Raw genomic sequence first — 24,704 nt, 5'->3', positions numbered from 1 at the left:
TGATGCAGCGCGGGCTGCGCGCCTCCAGCAGGCGCCAGCTTCGCGGCATCGGCATCCACAGCCGCACGAGGAGGAAGGGAAAGTCATGAGAAACCTACGTCCGCTCCTTAACCGTTACGTCGAGCTTCAAATCGCCGATGCCAAGCAGCCGGTCCGCGGCTGGCTGACTGATCTGGGACAAGACATTCTCGTCGTCTGCACCGGCGCCAACTACGTCTACGTGCCTCTCGTTCACGTCCGCCGCCTAAAGCTGCTGAACGCTTCACCGCCCCCGTCCGGGCTGCCGGAGGCGCCTTACGAGAACATGAACGACGGGATCTCTTACCGCAAAATACTTATGAACGCCAAAGGAATGTTCTCCGAATTGTATATTACGGGTGAGCAGTCGGTTCACGGGTACGTCAACAGCGTCATGAACGATTTCTTCGTCTTCTATTCGCCCGTCCATCACTCCGTCATCGTATCGCTTCAGCATCTCAAGTATTTGATCCCCTATCCGCAAGGCGAGACGCCGTATGCCTTGACGCCCGAACAATTCCCGCTTAAGCCTTCGCCGCTCACCTATGCGCGATCCTTCGACCAGCAGCTGCAGAAGCTGATCGGCGAGTTCGTCATTCTCAATCTGGGCGAGCAGGCGAGCGGCATCGGCGTGCTGAAAGGGATCGATCAGCAGGTCGTGGAGCTGTCGGACGCGAGCGGAGCGCCGGTCTTCGTGCACCTGAATCATATTAAGACGGTTCATTTGCCCTAATGGAAGGCGAAACCGCTTCTTTCCAATTTCGGGGAGGAGCGGATACATATTTTGGATGCGTGCGGTTCATAATACGGATGGTTTGAAAAAAATGGCGATAAGGAGGGGAATCGCATGTTACAGCCGATGTCCTCGAAAGAATTGGAGTATATCATCGATTCGATCTCGAATGAAGACCTGCTCTTGAAGCAATGCGCGGTTGCGGCGACGTCGACGTCGAACCAGGCGCTCGTCAACATCTATCAGCAAGCCATCAGCCAGCACCAGCAGCATATCGAGACGCTCATTCATACGATCCAGCAGCATCAGCAGCTGGCGCCGACGCAGCCGCAAAGCTAACCTGTCCCGCGAGGGACAAGCGTTTCGCTCGTACGAGATCGTGACAGTTAACCATAAGGAGGTTTTTCACGTGTTCCAACAATCGAACGGCCAGAATCAGTCGCATACCCATCTGTTGGCGGAGGAGGATTTGGCTTATACGGTGCTTGCCGACCTGAAACGCGTTTCCGGCGAGTACGCGACGGCGGTGACCGAATCGAATTCCCCGGATATCCGGCAGGTGTTCACATCGCTGCTGAACAGCACACTCCGGCTTCAAGGCGAGCTGTATCGCGCGATGCAGCAGAACAACCTGTACGACACGCCGACGTCCGCGCTGCGCCAAGAGGTGGACAAGCAGCTGCAGAAGCAGCAGCAGTCCCAGCAAAAAGCGGCGCAGCTGCTCCAAAAGGTCGGGCTGCAGCCGCAGAGCCAAGGCCAATTCCAGCCGCAGCAAGCGGCGAATTCGCGCCAACAGTTCCAACAGCCTCAGCAGGCGCAGCCGGTCAACGCGCAGGCGCAGCAGTTCCAGCAAACGCAAATGCCGGTGGCCGCGGGCGCGTTTGCCCAACAGGAGACGCAGCGTCAACAGTTCCAACCGAACCAATTTCCGATCGGCGCGAGCGCGTTCCAAGTGAGCGAGCAGCAATCGGCTTCCCAATATCAACCCGTTCACCAATCGATTACATACGGGCAGCAGTCGCACAACCCGCAATCGGGCATGAGCCAACAGCAGTACCAGCAGGCGAGACAAAACCAGCATTCGCAGCAGTTCCAGCCGTCCCTTCAGAACCAGGCGTTCCGGTCGAGCGCTCCGTCTTCCGCGCAGCAATCGCGCGCCGGCTCCGGGTTCGCGCCGCTGCAGCCGATCCACCAGACGCCTGGCGGCAATCAGCCGAATTACTTCTCCTAAGCACGACGTTACACGTAAGAAGCTCCCGCGAGGGAGCTTTTTTGCTTGAAAGACGAGCATACAGGAGAGGAAGTTCCGTCATTGCGGCTGTTCTCTAAGGCAGGCCAGCTAAGTTCTCCAAGCTTCCGCCAGCCTTCGGATGCCGGGCGCGATTCGTTGGATCGGGATGCCGCCGTAGCCGAGCAGCACCGTGCCGGGGGCGGCAAGCTCTGGAGCAAGCGCATAGATGGACGTCGGATAGACGAGGACGCGCGCCGCTCTGGCGGCGGTCACAAGCTCGTCCTCGCGCCTGCCCTCGCGGTCGCGCAGCAGCACGTGCAGCCCGGAGCCTTGGCCGATGACCTCCGCGCGATCGCCTAGATGCTCGCGGACGGCAGCCAGCACGGCCTCTTGCTTGCGGCCGTACAGCATGCGCATGCGGCGGATATGGCGCTCGAAATCGCCGGCGCGCATGAACTGCGCAAGCGCGGCTTGGAAGATCGGCGAGGCGAGCTGGTCGTAGCTATGGGCCATCGTCTTGAACGCCGACAGCATCTCCGGGGGTAGTACCACATAGCTGAGCCGAAGCGACGGAGCCAGCGCTTTGGAGAACGTGCCCAAGTAGATGACGCGACCGCCGGGATCGAGCCCTTGAAGGGAAGGAATCGGCTTGCCGCCATACCGGAACTCGCCGTCGTAATCGTTCTCGATAATATAAGCATCCCGTGTCTCCGCCCAGGCGAGCAGCTGCAGCCTTTTGGCGATCGAGGTCGTCATGCCGTAAGGAAATTGGTGGGAGGGCGTGACGTAGACGGCTTGGGCGGAGGTGGCCCGAAGCTCCTCGATTCGGATGCCGTCCGCCTCCAGCCGAATCGGCGCGACCGGCGCGCCGGCTTGCAACAGCAGCGATTTGACGCCGTCATTGACCGATTCTTCCGCCGCGACCTCCCGAAGGCGCGGACGGAGCAGCTGAAGCACCAGATCGAGCGAATGATACGTTCCCGCGCCGACGACGATCTGATCGGGCGAGCAGCGTACGCCGCGAGCGTGAAGGAGATAAGCGGCAATCTCTTCCCGCAGACCAGGATCGCCCTGGTAATCGCCGTACAAGAGGATACGGCCGTTCTCGGGCAGGAAGCAGGCGCCGACGAGCTTTCGCCATTGGCCATGCGGGAAATGGGACAGATCGACGGCGCCGTAGCCGAAATCGTAATCCGCTTCGTCGGCATCGGCGGCGTGATAGGCACGCGGCGGGAGCGGGGGATCATCTGCCGGACGGGGCTTCGACGCAGGTTCGCCGATCGGTCCCATGCGGGGAGAGGGGACGATCTCCGGCGAATGGATGGCGAGATCCGCGACGAAAAGTCCGGAGCGGGGGCGGCTGACCGCATACCCTTCCGCGGCAAGCTGGTCGTATGCGAGGGCGATCGGCGTTCGGCTGCGGCCCAGCAGCGATGCGAGCAGGCGCACGGAGGGCAGCTTCTCGCCGGGGCGCAATTGACCGGCGTTGATTTGAGCTTTGATATATCCATAGAGCTGCATATAAACAGGGACGTCGGACGCATCGTCGATCGTCGGCATGAGCGAGTGCATACGGATTCTTCTTCCTTTCGTGTATCTGTCACATGTAAAAAGTATAAACTGTACATTTTTCGTGTGACAAGACTGCATTACGATGGGAGCATGCCATTAGAAAGGGATGAGATGTCGATGACGCACACATACGCGCTGCCGCATATTGAACGGTTGGAGCCTTATGCATTAGGCGAGCAGCCGAAGCCGGGCCGGACCTGCGCCAAGCTGAATCAGAACGAGAGCCCTTATCCGCCCTCTCCGGCGGTGCTCGAAGCGCTGCGGCGCATGTCGGAGGAAGCGCTCCGCAGATACCCGGATCCAACGGCCGCCGCGCTCCGGGAAGCGATCGCCGAACGGACGGGGATCGCGGCGGATCAGATCTACTGCGCGAACGGGTCCAGCGAGATCATCTCGCTTCTGTTCAAGCTGTTCGTCGGCCCGGGCGGACGGGCGGCCGTGGCCGAGCCCGGCTTCGGACTCTACCAGACGGAGGCGGCCGGCCATCAATCCGCGTGCATCCCGGTCCCGCTGCTGCCGGATTACCGCTTGGATATCGATGGGTTGTTATCCAGCGGCGCCGAAGTGATAATTCTGATTCATCCCCACGCGCCGACCGGTTTGTTGACAGAGCGGGAGGATCTGGAGCGTCTAATCCGCTCGTTCCCGGGGCTGGTCGTCGTCGACGAGGCTTATATCGACTATGCGCCTTCCGGCTCGTCCATTCTGCCGCTCATCGGGCGATACTCGAATCTGCTCGTTCTGCGGACGTTCTCCAAATCCTACGGGTTAAGCGGACTGCGGGCGGGTTATTGCGCCGGAAGCCGGGAGCTGATCGGGACGTTCGCGAAGGGCGGAGGCATCTATAACGTGGACGCGCTGGCCCAGACGCTGGCGCTGGCCGCCGTGCGTGACGCTGCCTACATGCGAGGGATCGTATCACGCGTCGTTGCGACAAGGGATGCCTTTGCCGCCGAGCTGCGCAGGCGAGGATACGACGTGCTGCCGTCGTCAGCCAATTTCGTGCTGTGCGCGCCCCCCGCGACCGGTCCGGATGCCCAAGCAATATACCAGGGGCTGGCCGAGCGTGATATTTACGTACGGCACTACGAGCATCCGAGGCTTCGCGGCTTGCTCCGGATTTCGATCGGGACGGACGAGGAGATGGGCGGGCTGACGAAGGAGCTGGATGCGCTTGCGGCCGAATCCGGCTAGTGACGGGCGCGGCGGCCGCAAGCCGCGCCGCTTTTTCGCTTTGCAGGAAGCTTGGATTCGTTGTAATATAGACTTTATTACTTAGTGACACATCATGTAAAATTACGCCCTGCAAGCAAGGCGCAAGCGCTTTACTGTGGAATGGGGCAAGCGGAGGTATTGACGATGAGTGAGCTTAAAACGAAGATTTTGGAGCTGCTGAAGGAAGATGCGCGGCGCAGCGCGGAGCTGATCGCGACGATGCTGGATGCGGAGGCCTCGGCGGTGACGCAGGCGATCGCGGAACTCGAGCAGGAGCACGTCATCGTCAAATACGCGGCCGTTGTGAACCCGAGCAAGATCGACGAGGAGAAGGTTACCGCTTTGATCGAAGTTCAAATTACGCCGGAACGCGGCCGCGGATTCGAAGGTATCGCGGAACGGATCTATCAATATCCCGAAGTGCAGTCGGTCTACCTGATGTCCGGCGCATACGACCTGCTGGTCGAAGTCCAAGGGAAGACGCTCAACGAAGTAGCTTCGTTCGTATCGAGCAAATTGTCGACGATCGACGCGGTGCTGTCGACGAAGACGTTCTTTATTCTGAAGAAATACAAGCAGGACGGCATTATATTCGAGGAGCGCGAAGACGATCACCGTCTTCTCGTCTCGCCGTGAGGGTGATGGGCCATGATTAAAGAAGAAGAGAAATCCCAGCCGCAAACATCGCCCCGTTCCATGCGCGATTACCTCGCGCCTGGCGCGCGCGATATGAAGCCGTCCGGCATCCGCCGGTTCTTCGATTTGGCGGCCGGCCGCAAGGACATCATTACGCTGGGCGTGGGCGAGCCGGATTTCGTCACGCCTTGGCATGTGCGCGATGCTTGCATCTACTCGCTCGAGAGAGGCAAGACGCAGTATACGTCCAATGCCGGCATGCCGGAGCTGCGCGAGGCGATCGGTCAATATTTGAGCGATGGCTTCCATGTGAATTACAATCCTGCGGACGAAATTATCGTGACCGTCGGCGGCAGCGAAGCGATCGACCTCGCCTTGCGGGCGCTCATTACGCCGGGCGACGAAATTCTCGTGCCGGAGCCTTGCTACATCACCTACTCGCCGATCACGACCTTGAGCGGCGGCGTGGCGGTAGGCGTCGAGACGTTCGCGGAAGACAATTTCAAGCTGCGCGTGGAATCGCTGCAAGCCGCGCTGACGCCCCGCTCCAAAGTGCTGATCCTCTGTTACCCGAGCAATCCGACGGGCGGCATCATGACGTATGAAGACTGGCTGCCGATCGCCAAGTTCGCCGAGGAGAACGACCTGATCGTCATCTCCGACGAGATTTACGCCGAGCTGACCTACGGCATGAAGCACGTCAGCTTCGCTGCGATGCCTGGCATGAAGGACCGGACGATTCTCGTCAGCGGGTTCTCCAAGGCGTTCGCGATGACGGGCTGGCGGATGGGTTACGCATGCGGACATCCGGAGCTGATCGGCGCCATGCTGAAGATTCACCAATACACGATCATGTGCGCGCCGATCATGGGCCAGATCGCGGCGCTCGAGGCGCTCCGCAACGGGCTGGAAGAGAAGGACCGGATGGTCGAGTCGTATAATCAGCGCCGCCGCATCGTCGTGCAGGGCTTCCGCCAGATCGGGCTGGAGTGCCACGAGCCGCAAGGCGCGTTCTACGCGTTCCCTTCCGTGAAATCGACCGGGCTGACGAGCGAGGAATTCGCGACCCGGCTGCTGCAGGAATACAGCGTGGCGGCGGTTCCGGGGGACGTGTTCGGCAAAGGCGGCGAAGGCCACCTGCGGTGTTCGTACGCCAGCTCGATCGCGAACTTGACGGAAGCGATTGATCGAATTGGACAATTCGTTCAGAAATTGAAGGCAAACTAAAAAAATAGTTTCAATATTGGCAGACTTTGTTATAATAACTTTAACAAATTTTTATAAACATAGTTTGCACAAGTATGCCGGCAACCGATATCGACGACAGAAGGAGGAATGAATGTTGGCTTGTGCGGATTATGAATTCTCGTTTCTTAACGAAACGGGCGCCATGCAAGCGAAGCAGTACTCCTCCTCTATCCGCGTATTGGAAGACGAGATATACGAGCTGCGTCAACGTATGGAACAATCGTACCTGGAGCAGAAGACGTTCAGCTCCGAGATCGTCATCGACCTAAGCCGTAAACTCGACATTAAGATTAACGAGTACATGCGGTTTATGGTGAGAAGAAATTCGCTCCAGTAACAGGAACAGCAGCCGGCCGGCAGGCCGGCTTTTTTGATTTCTGGCGATTTATTAGTTAAGGGCGGAAGATGGATTTACAAACGAGAACAAATGTTCTATTATAAATGGGCATTCAAGAAAGAGGAGATATGCCGGAAAGGAAGAGGTCTACAATGGCAAGCAGAGAACAACTGCTGCATGATTTCGCCGCGCTTATTCCGTTCGCGGAGTCGCTGCGCGGGCTGGACGAAGCGGCCTGGACGGCGCCGGTCGCGCCCGGGAAGTGGGCCGTTCGCGATATCATTTCCCATATTATGCTATGGGATAAGTATTATTTGGAAGAAGCCATCGAGCGAATTTCCCAGGGCGAGCCGATATCGGCGCGGCATTTGGATTACGATGCATTCAACCGGGACGCCATGACCTTCGCTGCGACCCGCAGCCCGAAGGTGATCCTGGATCTTGCCATACGCTTCCGAAGCGAGATCATCCGCCAATTGACGATGCTCGGCGAGGAGCGCGCATCGCGCGTCTATACCGATGCGGACGGTCATCCGTTCGCCGTCAGGCAGTACGCGGCTGATTTTATCGCGCACGACGCGCATCATATGGCGCAGATTCGGCGCTTCTTGGGCCGGGAGGCGGATGTCGCGATCCGTTCGGATTCGCCGCAGCGTACATAAGTCGGCCGGGCGATTGGGCCCGGCTTCGAACGAGCGCGTTCTTCCACGGGGGAGAGCGCGCCGTTTGTCTTTTTCGTGACGAATCTTATCGGAATCTCTCGAACCTATCGCTTCGCGGATGTGGGGAGTGCGCCAGATATGATATAGTGAACGTAGACACTACGCCAGTGGAAGGAGCTTATTTGCCGAAGATGAAGAGAACGAAGAGATTGGCAGCGCTGCTGCTCATATTGTCCTTATTTGGCGCGCTGCTCGCGGGCTGCGGGGATGAGCCGGATTTAACGGTGTTCATTATGCCGAAGGAATATTTCAATCCCGACGCGGCGCAGAAGATCGAAGATAAAGTGCAGGCCGGGTTCGGCGACACGAAGACGATCGCGGTGAATGCGAGCCCGATGTACAACGCGCAGAAGCTGGTCGTCGAGATTGCGGCCGCGGGCAACGGGATCATCGTGATGCCCAAGGATGCGCTGCAGATGATGATCGACCAGGGGCCGGCCGTTCAGCTTGACGATACGTTCAAGGCGGAGGATTACCAGGAAGGCGTCATGGAGAGTCTGATCGAGGGCGAGAACGGCGAACTGACGAAGGTGAAGGGCTTGTTCGCGATTCCGGTCGAGAAGATCCCGGCCTTCAAGGCCGCCGGCTATGAAGAGAAAGATATCGTAGCGATTATCCCGGTGAACGCGCCGGATCGGGAATTGTCCAAGCAAGTGATGAAGGAGCTTATGAAGCCATGAGATTATATACGAGAACCGGGGACGGCGGGCAAACTTCCGTCAAAGGCGGCCGGGTGCGCAAGGACGACATCCGCGTCGATACGTACGGCACGATCGACGAGCTGAACAGCTTCGTCGGACAAGCGGCGGCCGTGGCGGCGCGCGAAGGGAAGCAGGAGGCGCTGGTCGCCGAGCTGCTGGATATCCAGCAGGAGCTGTTCGATTGCGGCTCCGATCTGGCGTTCGCCGATCCGGCCGGGCGGGATTTCAAGATGGACGCGCAGCCAGCCGAGCGGCTGGAGCAATGGATCGACGCGCATATCGCGGCGGCGCCCGAGGTGACGCGCTTCATTCTGCCCGGCGGGAGCGAGACGTCGGCCGTGCTGCACGTGTGCCGCACCGTCTGCCGTAGAGCCGAGCGCCGCGTCGTGACGATGGCTTCGGAGATGGAGATCAATATGGACGTGCTGAAGTATATCAACCGCCTTTCGGATTATTTCTTCGCGGCGGCTCGATCCGCGAACGCCGTGCTCGGGGTTCCAGACACGGAATACGTCCGCAGCGCGGAAGTGTTCCGCAAGAAGAAGAAGTCATGACGATGCAGTATTACCCGCCGCTCTCCGTGCTCGTAGAGGCGAAAGATGCGGGGATGATGGTGCGCACGCTCGTCGAGCGCCGCCTCGGCGTCTCGCGCAAGCTGCTCTCCCGTCTGAAGCTGACCGAGCATGGCATTACGGTCAACGGACGGCGGGTGTACGTGAATGATCGCGTGCAGGAAGGCGATCTGGTCGAGCTGCGAATGGAGCAGGAACGGTCGGACGATATTTTGCCGGAGCCGATGTCGCTGGATATCGTGTTCGAGGATGCGGATCTGCTCGTCGTCAACAAGCCGCCGGGCATCGTCGTGCATCCGACGCACGGCCACTATACGGGCACGCTGGCGAATGGCGTCGTCCACCATTGGCAGGAACGCGGCGAGGTCGTCCGGTTTCGTCCGATCCACCGGCTGGACGAGGATACGTCCGGGCTCGTCGCGATCGCGAAGACGCCTTACGTGCATCAGCAGCTATCCGAACAGCTGCAGGCGGGCGAAGTCTATAAGTCATACTACGCGTATGTATACGGCGCGCCGCCCGCCAATGCCGGCACCGTCGACGAGCCGATCGATCGGGATCCCGAATCGCCGCACATTCGTATCGTGACGCCGGACGGCTACCCGTCTGTGACGCATTACGAGACGGCCTCCGTGTTCGGATACGGCATCGCGTCGAAGGTGAAGCTGAAGCTCGAGACGGGGCGCACCCATCAGATTCGCGTGCATATGAAGCATATCGGTTGTCCGCTGATCGGCGATGCGATGTACGGCTTCGCCGCGCCGGATCGACTTGCGGACGGTCTGCCGAAGCTGGAGGGACTGGTCGAGCGTCAGGCGCTGCATGCCGCCGTGCTGGGCTTTACCCATCCGATTCGCCGCGAATGGATGCAGTGGGAAGCCTCGCTTCCCGAGGATTTGAGCAGCTTGGAGGCGGCGCTTGCCAAGCAGGATTTTGGACGATAGATAGGAGCAATGACATCCGATGAATAAACTTACGGTATACGAGTACCCCAAATGCGGCACCTGCCGCAGCGCGCTCAAGTGGCTGAAGGCCGCAGGCTATGCGGATATCGAGACGCACAACGTGTTCGAGACGGCGCCTTCCGCCGATACAATCACGGAGCTGGTCGCACGCAGCGGTCTCGACATCAAGAAGTTCTTCAATACGTCCGGCGAGGTCTACAAGGAGCTCGGTCTGAAGGACAAGCTCGGGGCTATGACAGACGAAGAGAAGATCGCCCTGCTCGCCTCGAACGGCAGACTGATCAAACGACCGGTCGTGACGGACGGCCGCAAGGTGACGGTTGGCTTCAAGGAAGAGCAGTTCGAACAGGAATGGAAACCATAAAGCCGGATTACGGCGCGCTCTTGCCGACAACATGGCAGGCTGCGCGCCGTTCGTCGATATAGGGAGGCGCGTGAACGAATGAAGAAATCTTGGCGGGCAGAGAAGTTGGATCGGCTCGGATCCTCGATCTTTGCCGAAGTGAGCGGTTGGAAACGAGAGGCGATGGCGGCGGGCATGGACGTGATCGACCTGAGCATCGGCAGCCCCGACCAGCCGCCCGCGTCGGAAGTGCGGCAGGCGCTCGCGGACGCGGCGCTAAGAGCAGACGCCTACGCATACCCGGGCACGAAGGGCAGCCGAGGCTATCTCGGCAAAGTCGCGGAATGGATGACGTACCGGTTCGGCGTCGACGTGAATCCCGAGACGGAGCTGCTCTCCTTGATGGGGACGCAGGACGGGCTCGGCCATCTAGCGCTCGCGTTGTGCAATCCCGGCGATATCGCGCTTATTCCGAACCCGGGCTATCCCGTCTATGCGGCAGGCCTTGCCGTGGCAGGCGTCGAGCCCTACTTGATGCCGCTTCGCGAGGAACGCGGGTATTTGCCGGACTTCGACGCGATTCCCGACGAGGTATGGCGCAAGGCGAAGTTCATGCTGCTCAACTATCCGAGCAATCCGCTATCGGCGGTTGCGGACCTGGCCTTCTATGAGCAGGCGGTTTCTGTGGCGCGGCGGCATGACGTCCTAATCGTGAATGACCTGGCATACTCGGAGATGGCGTTCGACGGTTTCCGCCCGCCGAGCATTTTGCAAGTGGAAGGGGCGCGCGATATCGCAGTGGAATTCCATTCGATGTCGAAGAGCTTCAACCTGGCCGGCGGTCGAATCGGCTTCGTGGCGGGCAACGCGGAGGCGGTTGCGGCCATGGCCGAGCTGAAGGGCAATATCGACTTCGGCGTGTTCCTTCCCGTACAGGAGGCGGCTGTAGCCGCGCTGGAGCGCGATATGTCGGGAACGATCGAATCGGTAGGCGGGTTGTACGAGCGGCGCAGGGATCTATTCCTTGAAGCGCTGGCGGCCGAAGGCTGGGAAGTGCCGAAGCCGAAGGCGACGATGTTCATCTGGGCGAAGCTTCCTCCGATGCGGTGGGTGCTTGCGGAACCTTGGACTTCGCGTCGAATTTCCCGGGAAATGCTGTCGAGGCACGGGGTGGCGGTCATTCCGGGCGATGCGTTCGGTTCGGAAGGCGAAGGCTGCGTACGCATCGCGCTCGTCGAGGAAGAAGGAAGGCTGCTGGAGGCGGCAAGGCGGATCGGACGATTTATTCGGGGCGAATAGCCGGTTAACGAATTGACCGGATGATGCTTAGAGGGGCTGTCCGCGCAAGATGGCGCGAACGAGCATCGCTCCCAGCGGGAGGCCCATTCGGAAATAGGTCGCTGCGCAGCAGGCATCATTAGCAATGTTTTGGCATTGCAGGCTGCTTGGGCGATGCACTAAGATGAGAAGAAGCAAGTATAACGGTATGGGGATGGAATCGGATGAACGAGAACAAAATTTTGATCGTGGATGGCATGGCCTTGCTGTTCCGGGCTTTTTTCGCGCAGTCTTACAGCGCCCGGCGGCTCGAGGACGGCACGCCGACGAACGCCATTTACGGCTTCATGCAGTATCTATTCGACGCGGTGAACGAATTCCGGCCGACGCACGTGGTATGCTGCTGGGATATGGGAAGCAAGACGTTCCGCACGGAATTATTCTCGGATTATAAAGCGAACAGGCCGGATGCGCCGGAAGATTTGATTCCGCAGTTCTCGCTCGTCAAGGACATCGTGGCGGCTTTGAATATCCCGAACATCGGGCTTGAGGGCTACGAGGCGGATGACTGCATCGGCACCGTGTCGACTAAGCTAAGCGAGCTGGGGCACGTCTACATTCTTACCGGGGACCAGGATATGCTGCAGCTGGTGGCGGAGCGCATTCATGTTGTCATTATGAAGAAGGGCCGGAATAATTACGCGGTGTACGACTTAGATTTCCTGAAGACGGACAAAGGTATACATCCGTTCCAGGTCGTCGAGATGAAAGGGCTCACGGGCGATACGAGCGATAATTATCCCGGCGTCAAAGGGATCGGCGAGAAAACCGCGCTGAAGCTGCTGGCCGAATTCGAGTCGATCGACGGCATCCTGAGCAATCTCGAGGCGCTGCCGAAGAGCGTCAAGGCGAAGATCGAAGCGGATCTGGAGATGCTTCATTTGTCCCGCACGCTCGCGCGCATTAACATCGAAGTGCCGGTCGCATGCAGCCTCGAGGAATGCGCCTGGAGCGTGCCGCTGGAGTCGGCTTCCGAAGTGTTCGATAAATACCGGTTAACGAACTTATTGAGAATGATCGGCTAATACGAGAAAACGAGAAGCCCTTTTCCTGCTTGCGGGAGAAGGGCTTCTTCGCGTTGTTCGTCTGCGCGGATAAGCAGGTATGAGCAGGCCTGCAACGCGGCGATCATAACGGGCCGAAAGTTGCAGACGGCGCTGATCCTGCTGCCCCATACAATAAATTCCACCGCGAGAAGTCAATTCCGTCGACTGTGTGGAAGGGGAAGCGCCACTACAATATCCGTGTAAACGCTTTAACGAGCTGCCGCATTGATTTGTGCAAACGTTTGAACGAAAGGAGGAATGCGAATCAAGACGGCGCGTAAGCCGCGCCGGGTAATCATGCCGAAAGCACAATTATCCAATCGCGCTCGGCCACTAAAGGAGGACTAATTGTACATGCGAGCAAGAACGTTCAGCAAACGAATCATTGCCTGGCTCATGGGCTTCATGGTGCTCGCGACGTCCGGCATCATTCCGCCGGCTGCGGAAACGATCGCGCAAGCGGCGGAAACATCCGCGGGATCGGCCACAATCTACTACTACACGCCAACGCGTAACTGGACTACCGTCTACATGCATCACAACGGGAGCGGAACTTGGACGCAGGTGCCCGGGACGAAAATGGACGCGGCCTGCCCGAACTGGACGCGGTCGACCGTTACGCTCGGCAGCGCGGCCGCGTTTGATCTGGTCTTTAACAATGGCTCCGGCACATGGGACAACAACGGCGGCGCCAACTACAAGGCCGGCACGGGAGTGCACCAAGTGAAGGACGGCAAGCTTACCGCCGCCGCCGGCAATCCATGCGGTACCGGGGGTGCGGACACGACCGCGCCGAGCGTCCCCGTCGGTTTGGCGAAAGGTGCGGTGACCAGCTCGTCCGCCGTGCTCTCGTGGACGGCTTCCACCGACAACACGGGCGGCAGCGGGGTAGCGGGCTATGATGTATACCGCGGCGGCGCGCTCGTCAAGAGCGGCGTAACGGGCTTAACCTATACGGATACGGGGCTCGCACCTGCCACGGCTTACAGCTACACCGTCGTGGCAAAGGATGCGGCGGGCAACCAATCGGCACAATCCGCGCCCTTGTCCGTGACGACTGCCGCAGCCGGCAATCAGCTCGTCGTCTATTATTACACGAAGACGAAAGGGTGGACATCGGTTAATGTCCACTATCAGCCGGCGGGAGGCAGCTGGACCGCCTCTCCGGGCGTGGCGATGAACGAGACGGCCTGCACGGATTGGGTGAAGAAGACCGTTGATCTGGGTTCCGCGGCGTCCATGAAGGCGGCCTTTAATAACGGCTCGGCCTGGGATAACAATGGCGGCGCGGATTATACGCTGGCTGTGGGAACCGTAACCGTGAAAGACGGCGTCGTGACCGCCGGGGCAGCGAACCCATGCGCGCCGCTGCCGGAAGACGTCACGCCGCCATCGGTTCCGCAAGGCGTATCGGCGGTAGCGAGCGGGCTGACGGTAACGCTGACCTGGACGGCTTCGACAGACAATGCGGGCGGCCGGGGCGTAGCCGGCTATGAAATTACGCGTACCGGCGGTACCGCTGGCGCGAAGACGTTCACGACCACGGGTACGTCGTTCCGCGACGCTTCGCTGGAAGCGCGCACAGCTTACAGCTATACCGTGAAAGCGTATGACAGCGCGCAGCCGGCCAACAAATCGGCGGCCAGCGCGGCCGCGAGCGCTACGACGGGCGACGCGCCGCCGCCAGTGCCGGGCGGAACGCCGATCGGCACGGATATGCGCGAAGACTCGATCTATTTCGTCATGACGGCGCGCTTCTACGACGGGGACGCTTCCAATAACCGCGGCGGCTCGGCGCACACGACAAGCGGCAACGCGGCGAATAACGACCCGATGTTCCGCGGGGATTTCAAGGGACTGATGGAGAAGCTGGATTATATTAAGGCGCTCGGGTTCTCGGCGATTTGGATAACGCCGGTCGTGTTGAACCGCTCCGACTACGATTATCACGGCTATCACGGCTACGATTTCTTCCGCGTCGATCCGCGGTTGGAATCTACAGGGGCGTCTTATCAGGACTTAATTAACGCGGCGCATAACAAGGGCATCAAGATCATTCAGGACGTCGTCTACAACCACTCCAGCCGTTGGGGCGCCAAAGGCTTGTACACGCCGAAGGTGTTCGGCATCCGCGACACCCAGTGGAGCTGGTATTACGACGAGCCGGTCGCCGGGGCGGAATACGACGGTCTGACCGTGAACGCGAGCGGCAAGCCGTACAACGGCGATCTGTGGTCGACGTCCGAGCCTGCGGGCAACACGTGCCGCAACTGGGGCGTGCCGACGGGCGCCACGAGCAAGGAAGGGTACAAAATCTACAATTGCCAATGGCCGAATCCGACGAGCGGCATGTTCCCTTCGAACCTGTTCCACCAGTGCTGGATCGGCAACTGGGAGGGAGAAGACTCCCGCAGCTGCTGGATCCATGAGGATTTGGCGGACTTCAATACCGAATCGAAGCCCGTGCAGGATTATCTGATCGACGCGTACAACCGCTTCATCGACATGGGCGTCGACGGCTTCCGGATCGATACGGCCGTCCATGTTCCGCGCGTCACCTGGAACCGCCATTTCCTGCCTGCCGCGCAGGAGCATGCGGTCTCGAAATTCGGCGACAAAGGCAAGAACTTCTTCATGTTCGGCGAAGTCGGTTCGTTCGTGAACGACAAGTGGAACCGGGGCTCGGTCAACCATTCCGCGCAGTTCTTCACGTGGAAGGAGCGGACGACGTATAGCGCCGACGATACGGCGGCGGCGCTGGAGCAGTACAACTACGAGAACAACATGGGCACGAACAACCAGCCGACGTCCACGAACGCGTTCCTAAGCGGCAACGCGTATCATCAGCCGGATCATTCCAAGTTCTCGGGCATGAGCGTCATCGACATGCGCATGCACATGAACTTCAGCGATGCAGGCAACGCATTCTGGAACGGGAAGGACTCGGATGACAGCTACAACGACGCCACGTATAACGTGGTCTACGTCGACAGCCATGATTACGGGCCGAACAAATCGCCCTCCCGGTATACGGGCGGAACGGCGGCGTGGGCGGAGAATATGAGCCTCATGTGGACGTTCCGCGGTATCCCGACGCTCTATTACGGCTCGGAGATCGAATTCCAGGCGGGCAAGCCGATCGATTGCGGCCCGACCTGCCCGCTCGCGACGACGGGGCGCGCTTATTTCGGCGACCACCTCGAAGGCTCGGTCGTGGCAAGCGGCTTTGGTCAGGTCTCCTCGGCTTCCGGCACCGTCGCCCAGACGCTTCAGAAGCCGCTCGTCAAGCATCTGCAGCGGTTGAACCAAATTCGCCGCGCCATCCCGGCGCTGCAGAAGGGGCAGTATTCGACGGAGAACGTCAGCGGCGGCATCGCCTATAAGCGGCGGTATACCGATACGGCCAAAGGCGTCGACAGCTTCGCGCTCGTCGCGGTCAGCTCCTCGGCGACATTCAGTAATATTCCGAACGGCACGTACAAGGACGCTGTCACCGGCGACGTGCGCACCGTCACGAACGGCACGCTCAGCGTGAACGTCAGCGGCCAAGGCAACCTGCGCGTGTACGTGCTCGACCTGCCGGGCAACCCGGCGCCGGGCAAGATCGGCGTGGATGGACCTTATTTGAAAGCGTAACCGAAAATGGATTGGGATCGCACGACAAAAACCCGCGCCGAGCGCGGGTTTTTGTCGTGCTTCCGTTTTTCCTTTCTATTACACGATAATGTCGATATCCGGCACCGAAATGACCGGCGGCGTCGTAATCGTCGACGTCGTGTTCGAGAAGTCTGCGACTTCGAGGACGACAGGGGCGCCTACGGGGATGTCGACCGTGTTGATGACGAGCGAAGCGGTCGTCAGCGAAGTGAGGTTCGCTTCCTGCATCATGCCGTTGACGTACACGTTCAAGTAGCCATTGACGGGCGGCGCGGGAAGCACGGTGATCGCATCGCCGTTGTCGTTGACGAACCCGGCGGCAGGTATCGTGGTCACGCCCCCGGCGATCATCGGCGCGGTCACCGTCGCGACGAAACGGAAGACGGCCGGCAGGACGCTGGTCGTCACCGTGCCGCCCGAGGCGACAGGCGCGGTCGCGCTGGCCGCGATGAATAATTTGATGAGCGAAGCTGGCATCATATTCACCCCCTTTCGTTCAGGCCATGATCCGGATCGACTGGACGATGATCGGCACGCCCTTCTGCGGGATATCCTCCGACAGGAAGCGAATCGAGCCCGCGCGAATCCGATACATGTTGGCCGGCTGAAGCACGGCGTTCACGAACGTCTGGATCAGCGACATGCCTCGCGGGTTCGGAATGCGATTGGTCCGCCCGTAGCCATCCACGCCGTCCTCGTCGCGGTATTCCCGCTTGGCGCCGTCCGCGACGGCGTAGAAGAGATAGACTTTGGTTTGCAAGGGACGGCGTGTCCTACCGCGGGATGATTTGCGCTTCGGCTGCCTTGAAGCTCGTTTACGGGGCGATTGCCGGATACTCACCTGGTCGTCACCTTCTTGGCCAAAAATGGGATTCCTTTACAGAATATGCGTTCACGCTCATGCCCGCGCAGCCGTTTGCCCGCGTTGCGAATGACCAAAAATGTGATCTAGCCTACACTTTTCTATTGTTGACGATCCGGTTGGGATGCTATCTTTAAATTATAGGGCAATCCAACCATTCCGCTCTCCAGAGCGGCTATATCCGGCGATAGAAAGGGCTGAGGACGATCGTCTTGCTTCGCTGCCTCCGTATTTGCACCATGATTATGCTTCTGGGAATATGCCTGCCCCGCGGGCTGCACGCCGAAGAAAGTATTCTGCAGCCGCCGGAGCTCCAGTCGGAGGCGGCGATTCTGATCGATGCCCGCTCCGGCACCGTCCTGTTCGAGAAAAACGCGACGGAGCGTCTGTATCCCGCCAGCATTACGAAAATCGTCACCGGCATCATTGCGCTCGAATCGGCCGATCCGGAAGCCATTGTGACCGTGTCCAAGGAAGCGCGGTATGAGGACGGCACCCGCGTCTATTTGGCCGAAGGCGAGCAGGTCACGCTCGGCAATCTCGTTTATGCGCTCATGCTCAATTCCGGCAACGATGCGGCGACCGCGATCGCGGAGCATATCTCCGGCTCGAAGGCGCTGTTCGCCGAGAAAATGAATGCGTTTGCGAAGGATACGGTCGGGGTATACGATACGCAGTTCACGAATCCGCACGGCTTGCCCGACCCGGCGCATTACACGACCGCTTCGGACATGGCGAAGATCGCGCAGTACGCGATGCGCAACGAGCGGTTCCGGGAGATCGTCGCAACAGATAAAATGCCGTGGAACGGCAAAGAGTGGCAGTCCCAGCTCGACAACCATAACAAGCTGCTCACGACATACGAAGGTACGCTCGGCGTGAAGAACGGCTACACGCAAGCGGCGGGCAATACGCTCGTCATTGCGGCGCAGCGCGGCGGCCTGGAGCTCATCGGCGTCATCCTGAAGGCGAACACGAACAAAGTGATTTACGCCGAAATGACAAAGCTGCTGGATTACGGGTTCGCGGCATTCGAGCCGAGACAGCTGTTCGCGGCGGGCGAAACGTACGAATACGGCACGGGCACGGAAGGAGAGACGCCTCGGATGTTCGTCGCCGAGGAGGAGCTGTGGACGGCGGTGCCCCGGCATGAAGTCGCCGACATGCAGGTCGACGCGCTCGGTTCGGTTACGATGAGCACCCCTTCGCGGACATGGACGGCCGGCATGCTGACGCTGCAGGCGTTCCCCGCGGAGAGCGCACAGCCGGCTGAGGCGGGAAGCGAAGGCGCCGGAGCGGCCGAAGACATCCGGGATGAAGCGGCTGTCGCTGAATCTGGTTGGGAGCTGCCGATTGCCGGCGCCTGGCTGCTCATGAATATCATGCTGGGCGCGATCGCGTTCTTGAAGCTGCGCAAGCGCGCGATGCGAAGGGCATAGCGCCGCCGCCGTGTCCGGTTTCGTCCGGGCTGATCCCATACTAGGAACAAGGCGTCTCAACCATCCGGTTGAGACGCTTTTTACATTTCATTTTCGCTGCATGCGGCATGCCGCCATGTTCGTAACAAACGACATCATCTTCGTAATGATGCACATCGCCAACCCGCGCGCCCTTGTCTATAATCGAAGCGTTAGCGGAATCGACCGCTATCGGATCGAACAAGCAAAGAATATGCCGGGCTGTCTTCTCAAGAGGACAGTCCCTACTTTAATATAGAGACAGACGAAGCCAAGGGGCCGGAGGGGAACTACGCTGAAAATCGGACTGACGAACCCGATCACCCAGCTCAACGTCAAGCAGCAGGTGATGCTGTTATTTGCCGTCATGGTCATTCCGATCCTGCTGCTCAATTTCTACGGGAACAGCAAGGCGGAGCAGATTCTGAAAGGGCATGTGACGAACGCGTATTTGGAGCTGAACAAACAAAATCTCGACTTGATCAACCGGGATATCGATACCGTCAACAAGGTGACGACGACGATCATCCAGAACCCGATCACCCAATCGCTCGTGCCGCGTGCAAATGAAACCGTTTACCAGCGGGTGCGGAAGTTCGCGGAGGCGGACCAATTTCTGGCCAGCTACTCGGTCGGCGTCAAAGGCGGGGAGGCGGTCTACTATTCGCTTTACGTCTATGATCCGAACGACGATTACGCCTTCGCCCCTTACGACCCGCAGATCAAAAAAGCGGGCGTCTACTTCTTCTCGGACGAGAGCAAGCCGGTCTGGTTCGACGAGGCGGTGCGCAAACGGGGAACGGGCTATCTTGCCATCATCGACGACATCGGCACGCTGCCGAACAAGACGACGCTCGCCTACATACGTTCCGTGACGAATATTTCGCTCGGCACCGGCGTCATCGGGGTGCTCGTCACGACGAATATGGACGAGAAAATTTCGGAGTCGCTCCGTTCGGTCAGCCTGCCGGACGGCGGCATCTATTTGACCGATTGGCACAACCGGATCCTCGCGGCGGCGAACCGGCAGATCGGGGATCCGCTGGCGCTGCCGGAGAACCACGGCGAATGGCTTGCGGGCATCGGCACGACGGATTTCATAGCATCGGGGTTTCTGCATGTGATGAGTTATGACGCCGCGCTGCAGCAGAAGCTCATCTACCAAATTCCGATCGCTTCGCTGCTGCAGAAGCAGAACGAACTGAAGCACGTCATCCAGCTCATCTCGATCGTCTATACCGCGGTCACGTCCATCATGATGATCTACTTCTGGCGCTCGCTCATGACCCCGCTGCAGCGGCTGGCCGTCTTCGTGCGCTCGTACGAGCCGGGACGGAAGCTGCCGGCCGCCGCGGGCAAGCGGCGCAAGGACGAGGTCGGCGTCGTCGTCTCGTCGGTGTACGACATGGCGGGCAGGCTGAACACGCTGATCGAAGACCGCTACCAGATGCAGATCCGGGAGAAAGAGGCGCAGCTCCAGATTTTGTACCATCAGATCAATCCGCATCTGCTGTACAACACGCTGGAGAGCATCTATTGGAAAAGCTCGCTCGAAGGCAATTCCGAATCGGCGGAGATGATCAAGGAGCTGTCGCGTTTGATGAAAATCAGCTTGAGCCGCGGCCGCGAGCTGATTACGATCAAGGAGGAACTGGAGCATGCCGCCGCGTACATCGGGCTGCAGGAGAAGCGCTATCAGTACGGATTCCGCGTGGAATGGGACGTCGATACCGATATCGAGCCGTTCTTGATTCCGAAAATCACGCTCCAGCCGCTGCTCGAGAACGCGATGATCCACGGCGTACGCAATATGGAGGACGACGGAATCATCCGCATCCATGGCCAGCGCCGGGGAGACGAAGTCGTGCTGCGCGTGGAAGATAACGGCTACAAGGAGGTCGATTTCACGTCCATCGACCGGCTGCTGCGCGAGGATCGGCCGAATCCGTCGCTCGGGTACGGCATCCGCAACATCCACCAGCGCATCCAGCTGCATTTCGGGAGCGAATATGGTCTCTCCTACGGGCCGAAGGAGGGCGGCGGCACGGTCGTCACGATCGTCATGCCGACCCGGACCGAAGAGCAAGGGCCGGCGGGTTCAGAATAGGAATGCGGGAAGAACGGAGTGAGAGAGATGCACAACATCCTGATTGTCGATGACGAGCCGCTTATCTGCATGGGCATCAGCAATTTGCTTGCCGGCGCGGGCCTCGGCATCGGACATATCTATATGGCGCATAACGCGTACGAGGCGCTCGATTATTTGCGGATGGAAGATATCGATCTGCTCATCACGGATATTCAAATGGGCACGATGAGCGGCCTGGAGCTCATGCAGCAGGCGAAGCTTATTAAGCCTTGGGTGCAGACGATCGTCATCTCGGCGCACGAGACGTTCCAATATGCGCAGACGGCCATGCGGCTGGGGGCGAAGGACTATTTGATCAAGCCGCTGAGCGGCGCGCAGGTCATGGATACGGTGAGGGACGTGCTGCTGCAGACCGGCAAAGCCGATCGGCCGGACGCGGTGTACTCGCCCAAGGTGCAGGAGGACTTCCGGATGGAAGCGCCCCTCGAAGAACGGATGGCGCTGCTTCGCGAGCTGATGGCCGGGGAGCGGTTCCCGGAGACGAGAGAACAATTGGCGCTGCAATATGGCATCGAGCTGCGAGGACCGTATTTCGCGGTGATTACGGCCGCGCTGCGTCTGTCGGACGATCTCGGGGAGCGGGACCGGAATTTGCTGCGGTATGCCGCGCTCAATATCGGGGGCGAGCTGGCGGGGCAGGGCTGCTCTGCGCTCGGGTTCTATACGGGTCCGACGAGCATCGGACTGCTGCTTCAGTGGGATGAAGCGCAGTACGCCGCGCTCGGGCCGAACAAGATCAACGGCATCGATATGACGGGACGAAGCTTGCATTTTACCATCAAGCGGGTGTTGAAACTCGACAGTATCGTCGGGATCAGCCAGATCCTGCGCGGGGAGGCGTTCGTGCCGGAGCTGCATGAACAAGCGCGGAAGGCGGCCCGATGGCATCAGGAGCTGCCCGACCACGAGGTGTTCTATTACGGAGACTTCAAGTGGAGCCAGTCATCGCAGGAGCCGACCGAGGAGGAGCTGGCGGCGCAGAACAACCTGACGGTCGAGCTCGCGATGCAATACATTCACAAGCACTACAGCCAGAAGGGGCTGAGTCTGCACGAGGTGGCGCAGGGGACGTACGTCAGCCCGAACTATTTGAGCTATTTGTTCAAGAAGCGCACCGGCACGAACCTGTGGGAATACGTGACGAAGCTGCGCATGGAGGAAGGGCGGCGCCTCCTGCTGGAGACCGGGCTTCGACGCTACGAAATCGCGGAGCGGATCGGCTACGATTCGCCGGAACATTTCGGCAAAATCTTCAAGAAGTATTACGGCATCAGCCCGAGCGAGCTAAAGAAATAACGGCAGGAGCAAGGAGGGCGCAACCGATGCGCAAAATCGCGACCGCGTTAATCGCGCTGAGCATGGCCGTCGGAACCGGGGGCTGCATTGGCGAAAGCGGGGGGCATGCGGGTCCGAAGGCGACGGAAGGCGGCGGGACTGCCGCTTCGGATCCCGCCCGTGACCGGGTCACCATCAGCATCTACTATCCGACCCCGGATTTGCCGGAGAATCGGGCGCACGAGGACGACAAGATCCGACGCTTCATCGCGCAGTACCCTTACGTCGACATCATCAAGAGCAACTGGCAGTACAATCCGAATGAGATCGGCATCAAGATGGCGTCCGGGGAAGCGCCGACGCTGTTCAACTCGTTCGCCTCGGAAGGCCGTTATCTCGCCGAGCGCGGCTGGGCGGCGGACATTACCGAGCTGTACGAGGCCTACCCGCACAAGGAACAAATCAACCCGCTGCTGCAGGATCAATTTCGGATCGCAGGCCGCGTCTACGGGTTGGCGGAGCGGGGCTACGTGACCGGCGTCATCCTCAACAAAAAGCTGCTCGAGGATCGAGGCGTGAAGCCGCCAGCGTACGATTGGACGTGGGACGACCTGCTCGCCGTCGCGAGCGCGGCGTCGAACCCGGCGAAGGGGATATCCGGCATCGCGCCGATGGGCAAGGGCAACGAGGCGGGCTGGAACTGGACGAATTTCCTGTTCGAGGCGGGCGGAGATATCCTGACCGTGGACGGGGGCAAGGTGCGGGCGGCGTTCCAGGGGGAAGCGGGACTGCGCGCCCTGGAGCTATACCGGAAGCTGGCCTGGGATGCGCGGGCGATTCCGAAGGATTGGGCGGTCGGCTGGAACGATGCGATCAGCATGTTCGTGCAAGGCAAGACAGCGATGATCATCTCCGGTCCGGATAGCCCGATCATTCAGGCGCTCAACCAGTGGGGCATGCCGCCGGAAGACGTGCTGTTCTACCCGATGCCGTCCGAGAAGCCGGGCGGGAAGCATACGGGCATCCTTGGCGGGGATTATCTCGTCATCAATCCGAACGCGACCCGGGAGGAGCAAGAGGCGGCGTTCCAATACGCCACCTTCGACATGTTTACGGAGCAGAGCTTGGAGGCGCTGGATGCCGAGATCGCGAAGCGCGAGCAGGACGGTCAATTTTTCATTACGCCCTTGATTCCGTATTTCAAAGATGATTCCGATTACGGCCGGCGGGTAAAAGCCATCTACGAGCGCCATGCCAACGTGTATGCGTACGACGACGAAGCGGTGCGGCTGTTCGATGGCAAAGTCGAAGTCCAGTACAACACGCAGCAGTATTACGGGGCGGTCACAGCGATGGTGCAGGCGGTCTTCGCCGACCCGGAAGCGAATTTGAACCAGCTGCTGCAAGAGACGGCGAAGACGGTGCAGAGCTTGTATTTCGACCGGGTGAACGTGCCGGGTAGTCCGTAGCGATTTTGGCGGAAGCGGCCGTTCGCGCGATACTAACGTAACCTTCAATTACAGGAATAGTCCAGGAGGGCTCGCGCTTCCGATCTGTTCGGCGGCTCGCGCCCTTCCTTGCCATCTGGACGGTATGCCGTCCGGGGAGGAAACGTTGACAAGGAACGGGTATCATGTGACGATGGCGAGGAGATGTGCGAGTTGAGAAGGGGCGAACGCAATGGAGGACAAGCCGCCAAAAAGAAAGCTTTCGGCGGGAACATGGATCAATCTGCTATTCGGAGGTTGGCTGAGTTGGACAGGATGGACACTGCTGTTGGGTGGGTTAATATTGAATACGCTTCTCATCCCGAAAATTGATTTGACCTTCATGCACGCGAACCGCGAAGCGATAGCGGTCATGGGCTATATTTTGGATGTGAAGGTCGTGTACTACCTAGGCAAAAAGCGGAATAAGAAGGCGGTTTATGCGACGGAATGGTACGCCATTTCAGAATCGGGCAAGCGATTAGAAGGGACGTCCTACATAAAGGGAGAACAACCTCGACGCGGCGACGATGTGCGAATCGTTGCTCCTTTAGGCCATGACGAAAATGCAAGATCGAGGGCAGTCTCGCCCGGCCATTGCCGCCGAGTTGGCTGGTGCTAGTGATTATCCCGTTATTGGGCGGAACTTTAGCGGCAATACTGATGGCACATTCATACCGCAAGGCGGCACTGCTATCGCGTGGCAGGCTAGTAGAAGGAACGTTGCTATCGAAGACACGCACGAACGTAGAGGTTAATGAAGCTCCCGTTTATTCTTTGACTTACAGTTATGCGGCAAGAAGCGGAGAGGCATTCGAACGATCCGTGCGAACGAGTGATCCGGCTCGGTACGAAAGCGAGCATGCAGTGATGATAGCATACGATCCCCGGCGGCCATCAAGGGGAGTATTTTTGAACACTTTGCCTGGCATGACGAAAGTTGAAGGCGATTGGGTGCGGACGGAGGTCGATAGTTCGACGATGGCGCTCGCTTGTCTTTTCGGAATGCTGCTGTTCGGCTTGATTGCTTCTAGCTTATATGCGACTTTAATGTATCAAGCACGAGCTTTTTGGTGATGCGACCAAACATGGAGAATTCCGCATTCGCAACTTCCCGCCTGTCTCTAGCGTCGAATCTGT

At 59.4% G+C, this 24,704-nt stretch carries 23 protein-coding genes; 20 read left to right on the top strand and 3 right to left on the bottom strand.

Translation table 11 applies throughout. The annotated features are described in order from the left end of the window. Positions 1–85: 85 nt before the first annotated feature. The 3 genes from ACFSKT_RS21115 to ACFSKT_RS21105 all read left to right on the top strand — a co-directional run bounded on the left by ACFSKT_RS21115 (position 86) and on the right by ACFSKT_RS21105 (position 1,982). Positions 86–751 carry a DUF2642 domain-containing protein gene (locus ACFSKT_RS21115; RefSeq protein WP_377718242.1) on the top strand — a complete coding sequence of 222 codons (666 nt, stop codon included), beginning with the start codon at positions 86–88 and terminating at the stop codon, positions 749–751. Positions 752–865: 114 nt separating this feature from the next. Continuing rightward, entirely contained in the window at positions 866–1,090 is a 225-nt protein-coding gene (locus ACFSKT_RS21110) for a hypothetical protein (protein ID WP_377718243.1), read from the top strand. A 70-nt stretch (positions 1,091–1,160) separates the two neighbouring features. Continuing rightward, complete coding sequence (locus ACFSKT_RS21105) at positions 1,161–1,982, top strand: spore coat protein (protein WP_377718244.1); 822 nt, start codon at positions 1,161–1,163, stop codon at positions 1,980–1,982. A 108-nt stretch (positions 1,983–2,090) separates the two neighbouring features. Here ACFSKT_RS21105 and pdxR read toward each other — a convergent pair whose 3' ends face one another. Next, entirely contained in the window at positions 2,091–3,554 is a 1,464-nt protein-coding gene (gene pdxR, locus ACFSKT_RS21100; protein WP_377718245.1) for a MocR-like pyridoxine biosynthesis transcription factor PdxR, read from the bottom strand. A gap of 117 nt (positions 3,555–3,671) precedes the next feature. Here pdxR and hisC point away from each other — a divergent pair, with 117 nt between their 5' ends. The 12 genes from hisC to ACFSKT_RS21040 all read left to right on the top strand — a co-directional run bounded on the left by hisC (position 3,672) and on the right by ACFSKT_RS21040 (position 16,313). Continuing rightward, positions 3,672–4,748, top strand: coding sequence for a histidinol-phosphate transaminase (gene hisC, locus ACFSKT_RS21095; protein ID WP_377718246.1), 1,077 nt, complete (start codon positions 3,672–3,674; stop codon positions 4,746–4,748). 165 nt (positions 4,749–4,913) lie between these two features. Beyond that, positions 4,914–5,405: an Lrp/AsnC family transcriptional regulator gene (locus tag ACFSKT_RS21090; RefSeq protein ID WP_377718247.1), complete on the top strand. Its 492-nt coding sequence runs from the start codon at positions 4,914–4,916 to the stop codon at positions 5,403–5,405. Positions 5,406–5,417: 12 nt separating this feature from the next. Next, positions 5,418–6,632, top strand: a complete 1,215-nt coding sequence (locus ACFSKT_RS21085; protein ID WP_377718248.1) for an aminotransferase class I/II-fold pyridoxal phosphate-dependent enzyme — start codon at positions 5,418–5,420, stop codon at positions 6,630–6,632. A gap of 112 nt (positions 6,633–6,744) precedes the next feature. Beyond that, complete coding sequence (locus tag ACFSKT_RS21080) at positions 6,745–6,990, top strand: aspartyl-phosphate phosphatase Spo0E family protein (protein WP_377718249.1); 246 nt, start codon at positions 6,745–6,747, stop codon at positions 6,988–6,990. 152 nt (positions 6,991–7,142) lie between these two features. After that, on the top strand, positions 7,143–7,652 hold the full coding sequence (locus ACFSKT_RS21075; protein WP_377718250.1) for a DinB family protein: 510 nt from the start codon (positions 7,143–7,145) through the stop codon (positions 7,650–7,652). 191 nt (positions 7,653–7,843) lie between these two features. Next, positions 7,844–8,392 carry a hypothetical protein gene (locus ACFSKT_RS21070; RefSeq protein WP_377718251.1) on the top strand — a complete coding sequence of 183 codons (549 nt, stop codon included), beginning with the start codon at positions 7,844–7,846 and terminating at the stop codon, positions 8,390–8,392. Beyond that, positions 8,389–8,967, top strand: coding sequence for a cob(I)yrinic acid a,c-diamide adenosyltransferase (locus ACFSKT_RS21065; protein WP_377718252.1), 579 nt, complete (start codon positions 8,389–8,391; stop codon positions 8,965–8,967). Before ACFSKT_RS21070 ends, ACFSKT_RS21065 begins: the two co-directional genes overlap by 4 nt. Positions 8,968–8,969: 2 nt before the next feature. After that, entirely contained in the window at positions 8,970–9,929 is a 960-nt protein-coding gene (locus ACFSKT_RS21060; RefSeq protein WP_377718754.1) for an RluA family pseudouridine synthase, read from the top strand. 19 nt (positions 9,930–9,948) lie between these two features. Then, entirely contained in the window at positions 9,949–10,314 is a 366-nt protein-coding gene (locus tag ACFSKT_RS21055; protein ID WP_377718253.1) for an arsenate reductase family protein, read from the top strand. Positions 10,315–10,392: 78 nt separating this feature from the next. Further along, entirely contained in the window at positions 10,393–11,592 is a 1,200-nt protein-coding gene (locus ACFSKT_RS21050; protein WP_377718254.1) for an aminotransferase class I/II-fold pyridoxal phosphate-dependent enzyme, read from the top strand. A gap of 203 nt (positions 11,593–11,795) precedes the next feature. Next, complete coding sequence (locus ACFSKT_RS21045; RefSeq protein ID WP_377718255.1) at positions 11,796–12,656, top strand: 5'-3' exonuclease; 861 nt, start codon at positions 11,796–11,798, stop codon at positions 12,654–12,656. Positions 12,657–13,031: 375 nt separating this feature from the next. Continuing rightward, positions 13,032–16,313: a carbohydrate binding domain-containing protein gene (locus ACFSKT_RS21040; RefSeq protein ID WP_377718256.1), complete on the top strand. Its 3,282-nt coding sequence runs from the start codon at positions 13,032–13,034 to the stop codon at positions 16,311–16,313. Between the two features lie 78 nt (positions 16,314–16,391). Here the strand turns inward: ACFSKT_RS21040 and ACFSKT_RS21035 are convergent, their stop codons facing one another. Beyond that, positions 16,392–16,814, bottom strand: coding sequence for a DUF4183 domain-containing protein (locus ACFSKT_RS21035; protein WP_377718257.1), 423 nt, complete (start codon positions 16,812–16,814; stop codon positions 16,392–16,394). Between the two features lie 16 nt (positions 16,815–16,830). Continuing rightward, the gene (locus ACFSKT_RS21030; RefSeq protein WP_377718258.1) at positions 16,831–17,094 is read right to left on the bottom strand and encodes a DUF4183 domain-containing protein; all 264 of its coding nucleotides are present in this window, start codon (positions 17,092–17,094) and stop codon (positions 16,831–16,833) included. 341 nt (positions 17,095–17,435) lie between these two features. Here ACFSKT_RS21030 and ACFSKT_RS21025 point away from each other — a divergent pair, with 341 nt between their 5' ends. From ACFSKT_RS21025 to ACFSKT_RS21005, 5 genes are all read left to right on the top strand, one after another. Continuing rightward, a complete protein-coding gene (locus ACFSKT_RS21025) occupies positions 17,436–18,635 on the top strand; it encodes a D-alanyl-D-alanine carboxypeptidase family protein (protein WP_377776340.1) in 1,200 nt (399 codons plus the stop codon). A gap of 367 nt (positions 18,636–19,002) precedes the next feature. Further along, positions 19,003–20,760: a sensor histidine kinase gene (locus ACFSKT_RS21020; protein ID WP_377718260.1), complete on the top strand. Its 1,758-nt coding sequence runs from the start codon at positions 19,003–19,005 to the stop codon at positions 20,758–20,760. Positions 20,761–20,787: 27 nt separating this feature from the next. Beyond that, positions 20,788–22,098: a response regulator gene (locus ACFSKT_RS21015; protein ID WP_377718261.1), complete on the top strand. Its 1,311-nt coding sequence runs from the start codon at positions 20,788–20,790 to the stop codon at positions 22,096–22,098. 26 nt (positions 22,099–22,124) lie between these two features. Further along, the gene (locus ACFSKT_RS21010) at positions 22,125–23,546 is read left to right on the top strand and encodes an ABC transporter substrate-binding protein (protein ID WP_377718262.1); all 1,422 of its coding nucleotides are present in this window, start codon (positions 22,125–22,127) and stop codon (positions 23,544–23,546) included. A 211-nt stretch (positions 23,547–23,757) separates the two neighbouring features. Then, the gene (locus tag ACFSKT_RS21005) at positions 23,758–24,186 is read left to right on the top strand and encodes a hypothetical protein (RefSeq protein WP_377718263.1); all 429 of its coding nucleotides are present in this window, start codon (positions 23,758–23,760) and stop codon (positions 24,184–24,186) included. The last annotated feature ends 518 nt before the right edge of the window (positions 24,187–24,704 follow it).

This window comes from Paenibacillus xanthanilyticus (assembly GCF_042682185.1).
Taxonomy (GTDB): domain Bacteria; phylum Bacillota; class Bacilli; order Paenibacillales; family Paenibacillaceae; genus Paenibacillus_Z; species Paenibacillus_Z xanthanilyticus.
The sequence above is the reverse complement of the archived record's forward strand: the minus strand, read 5'-3'. Positions and strand labels throughout refer to the sequence as shown.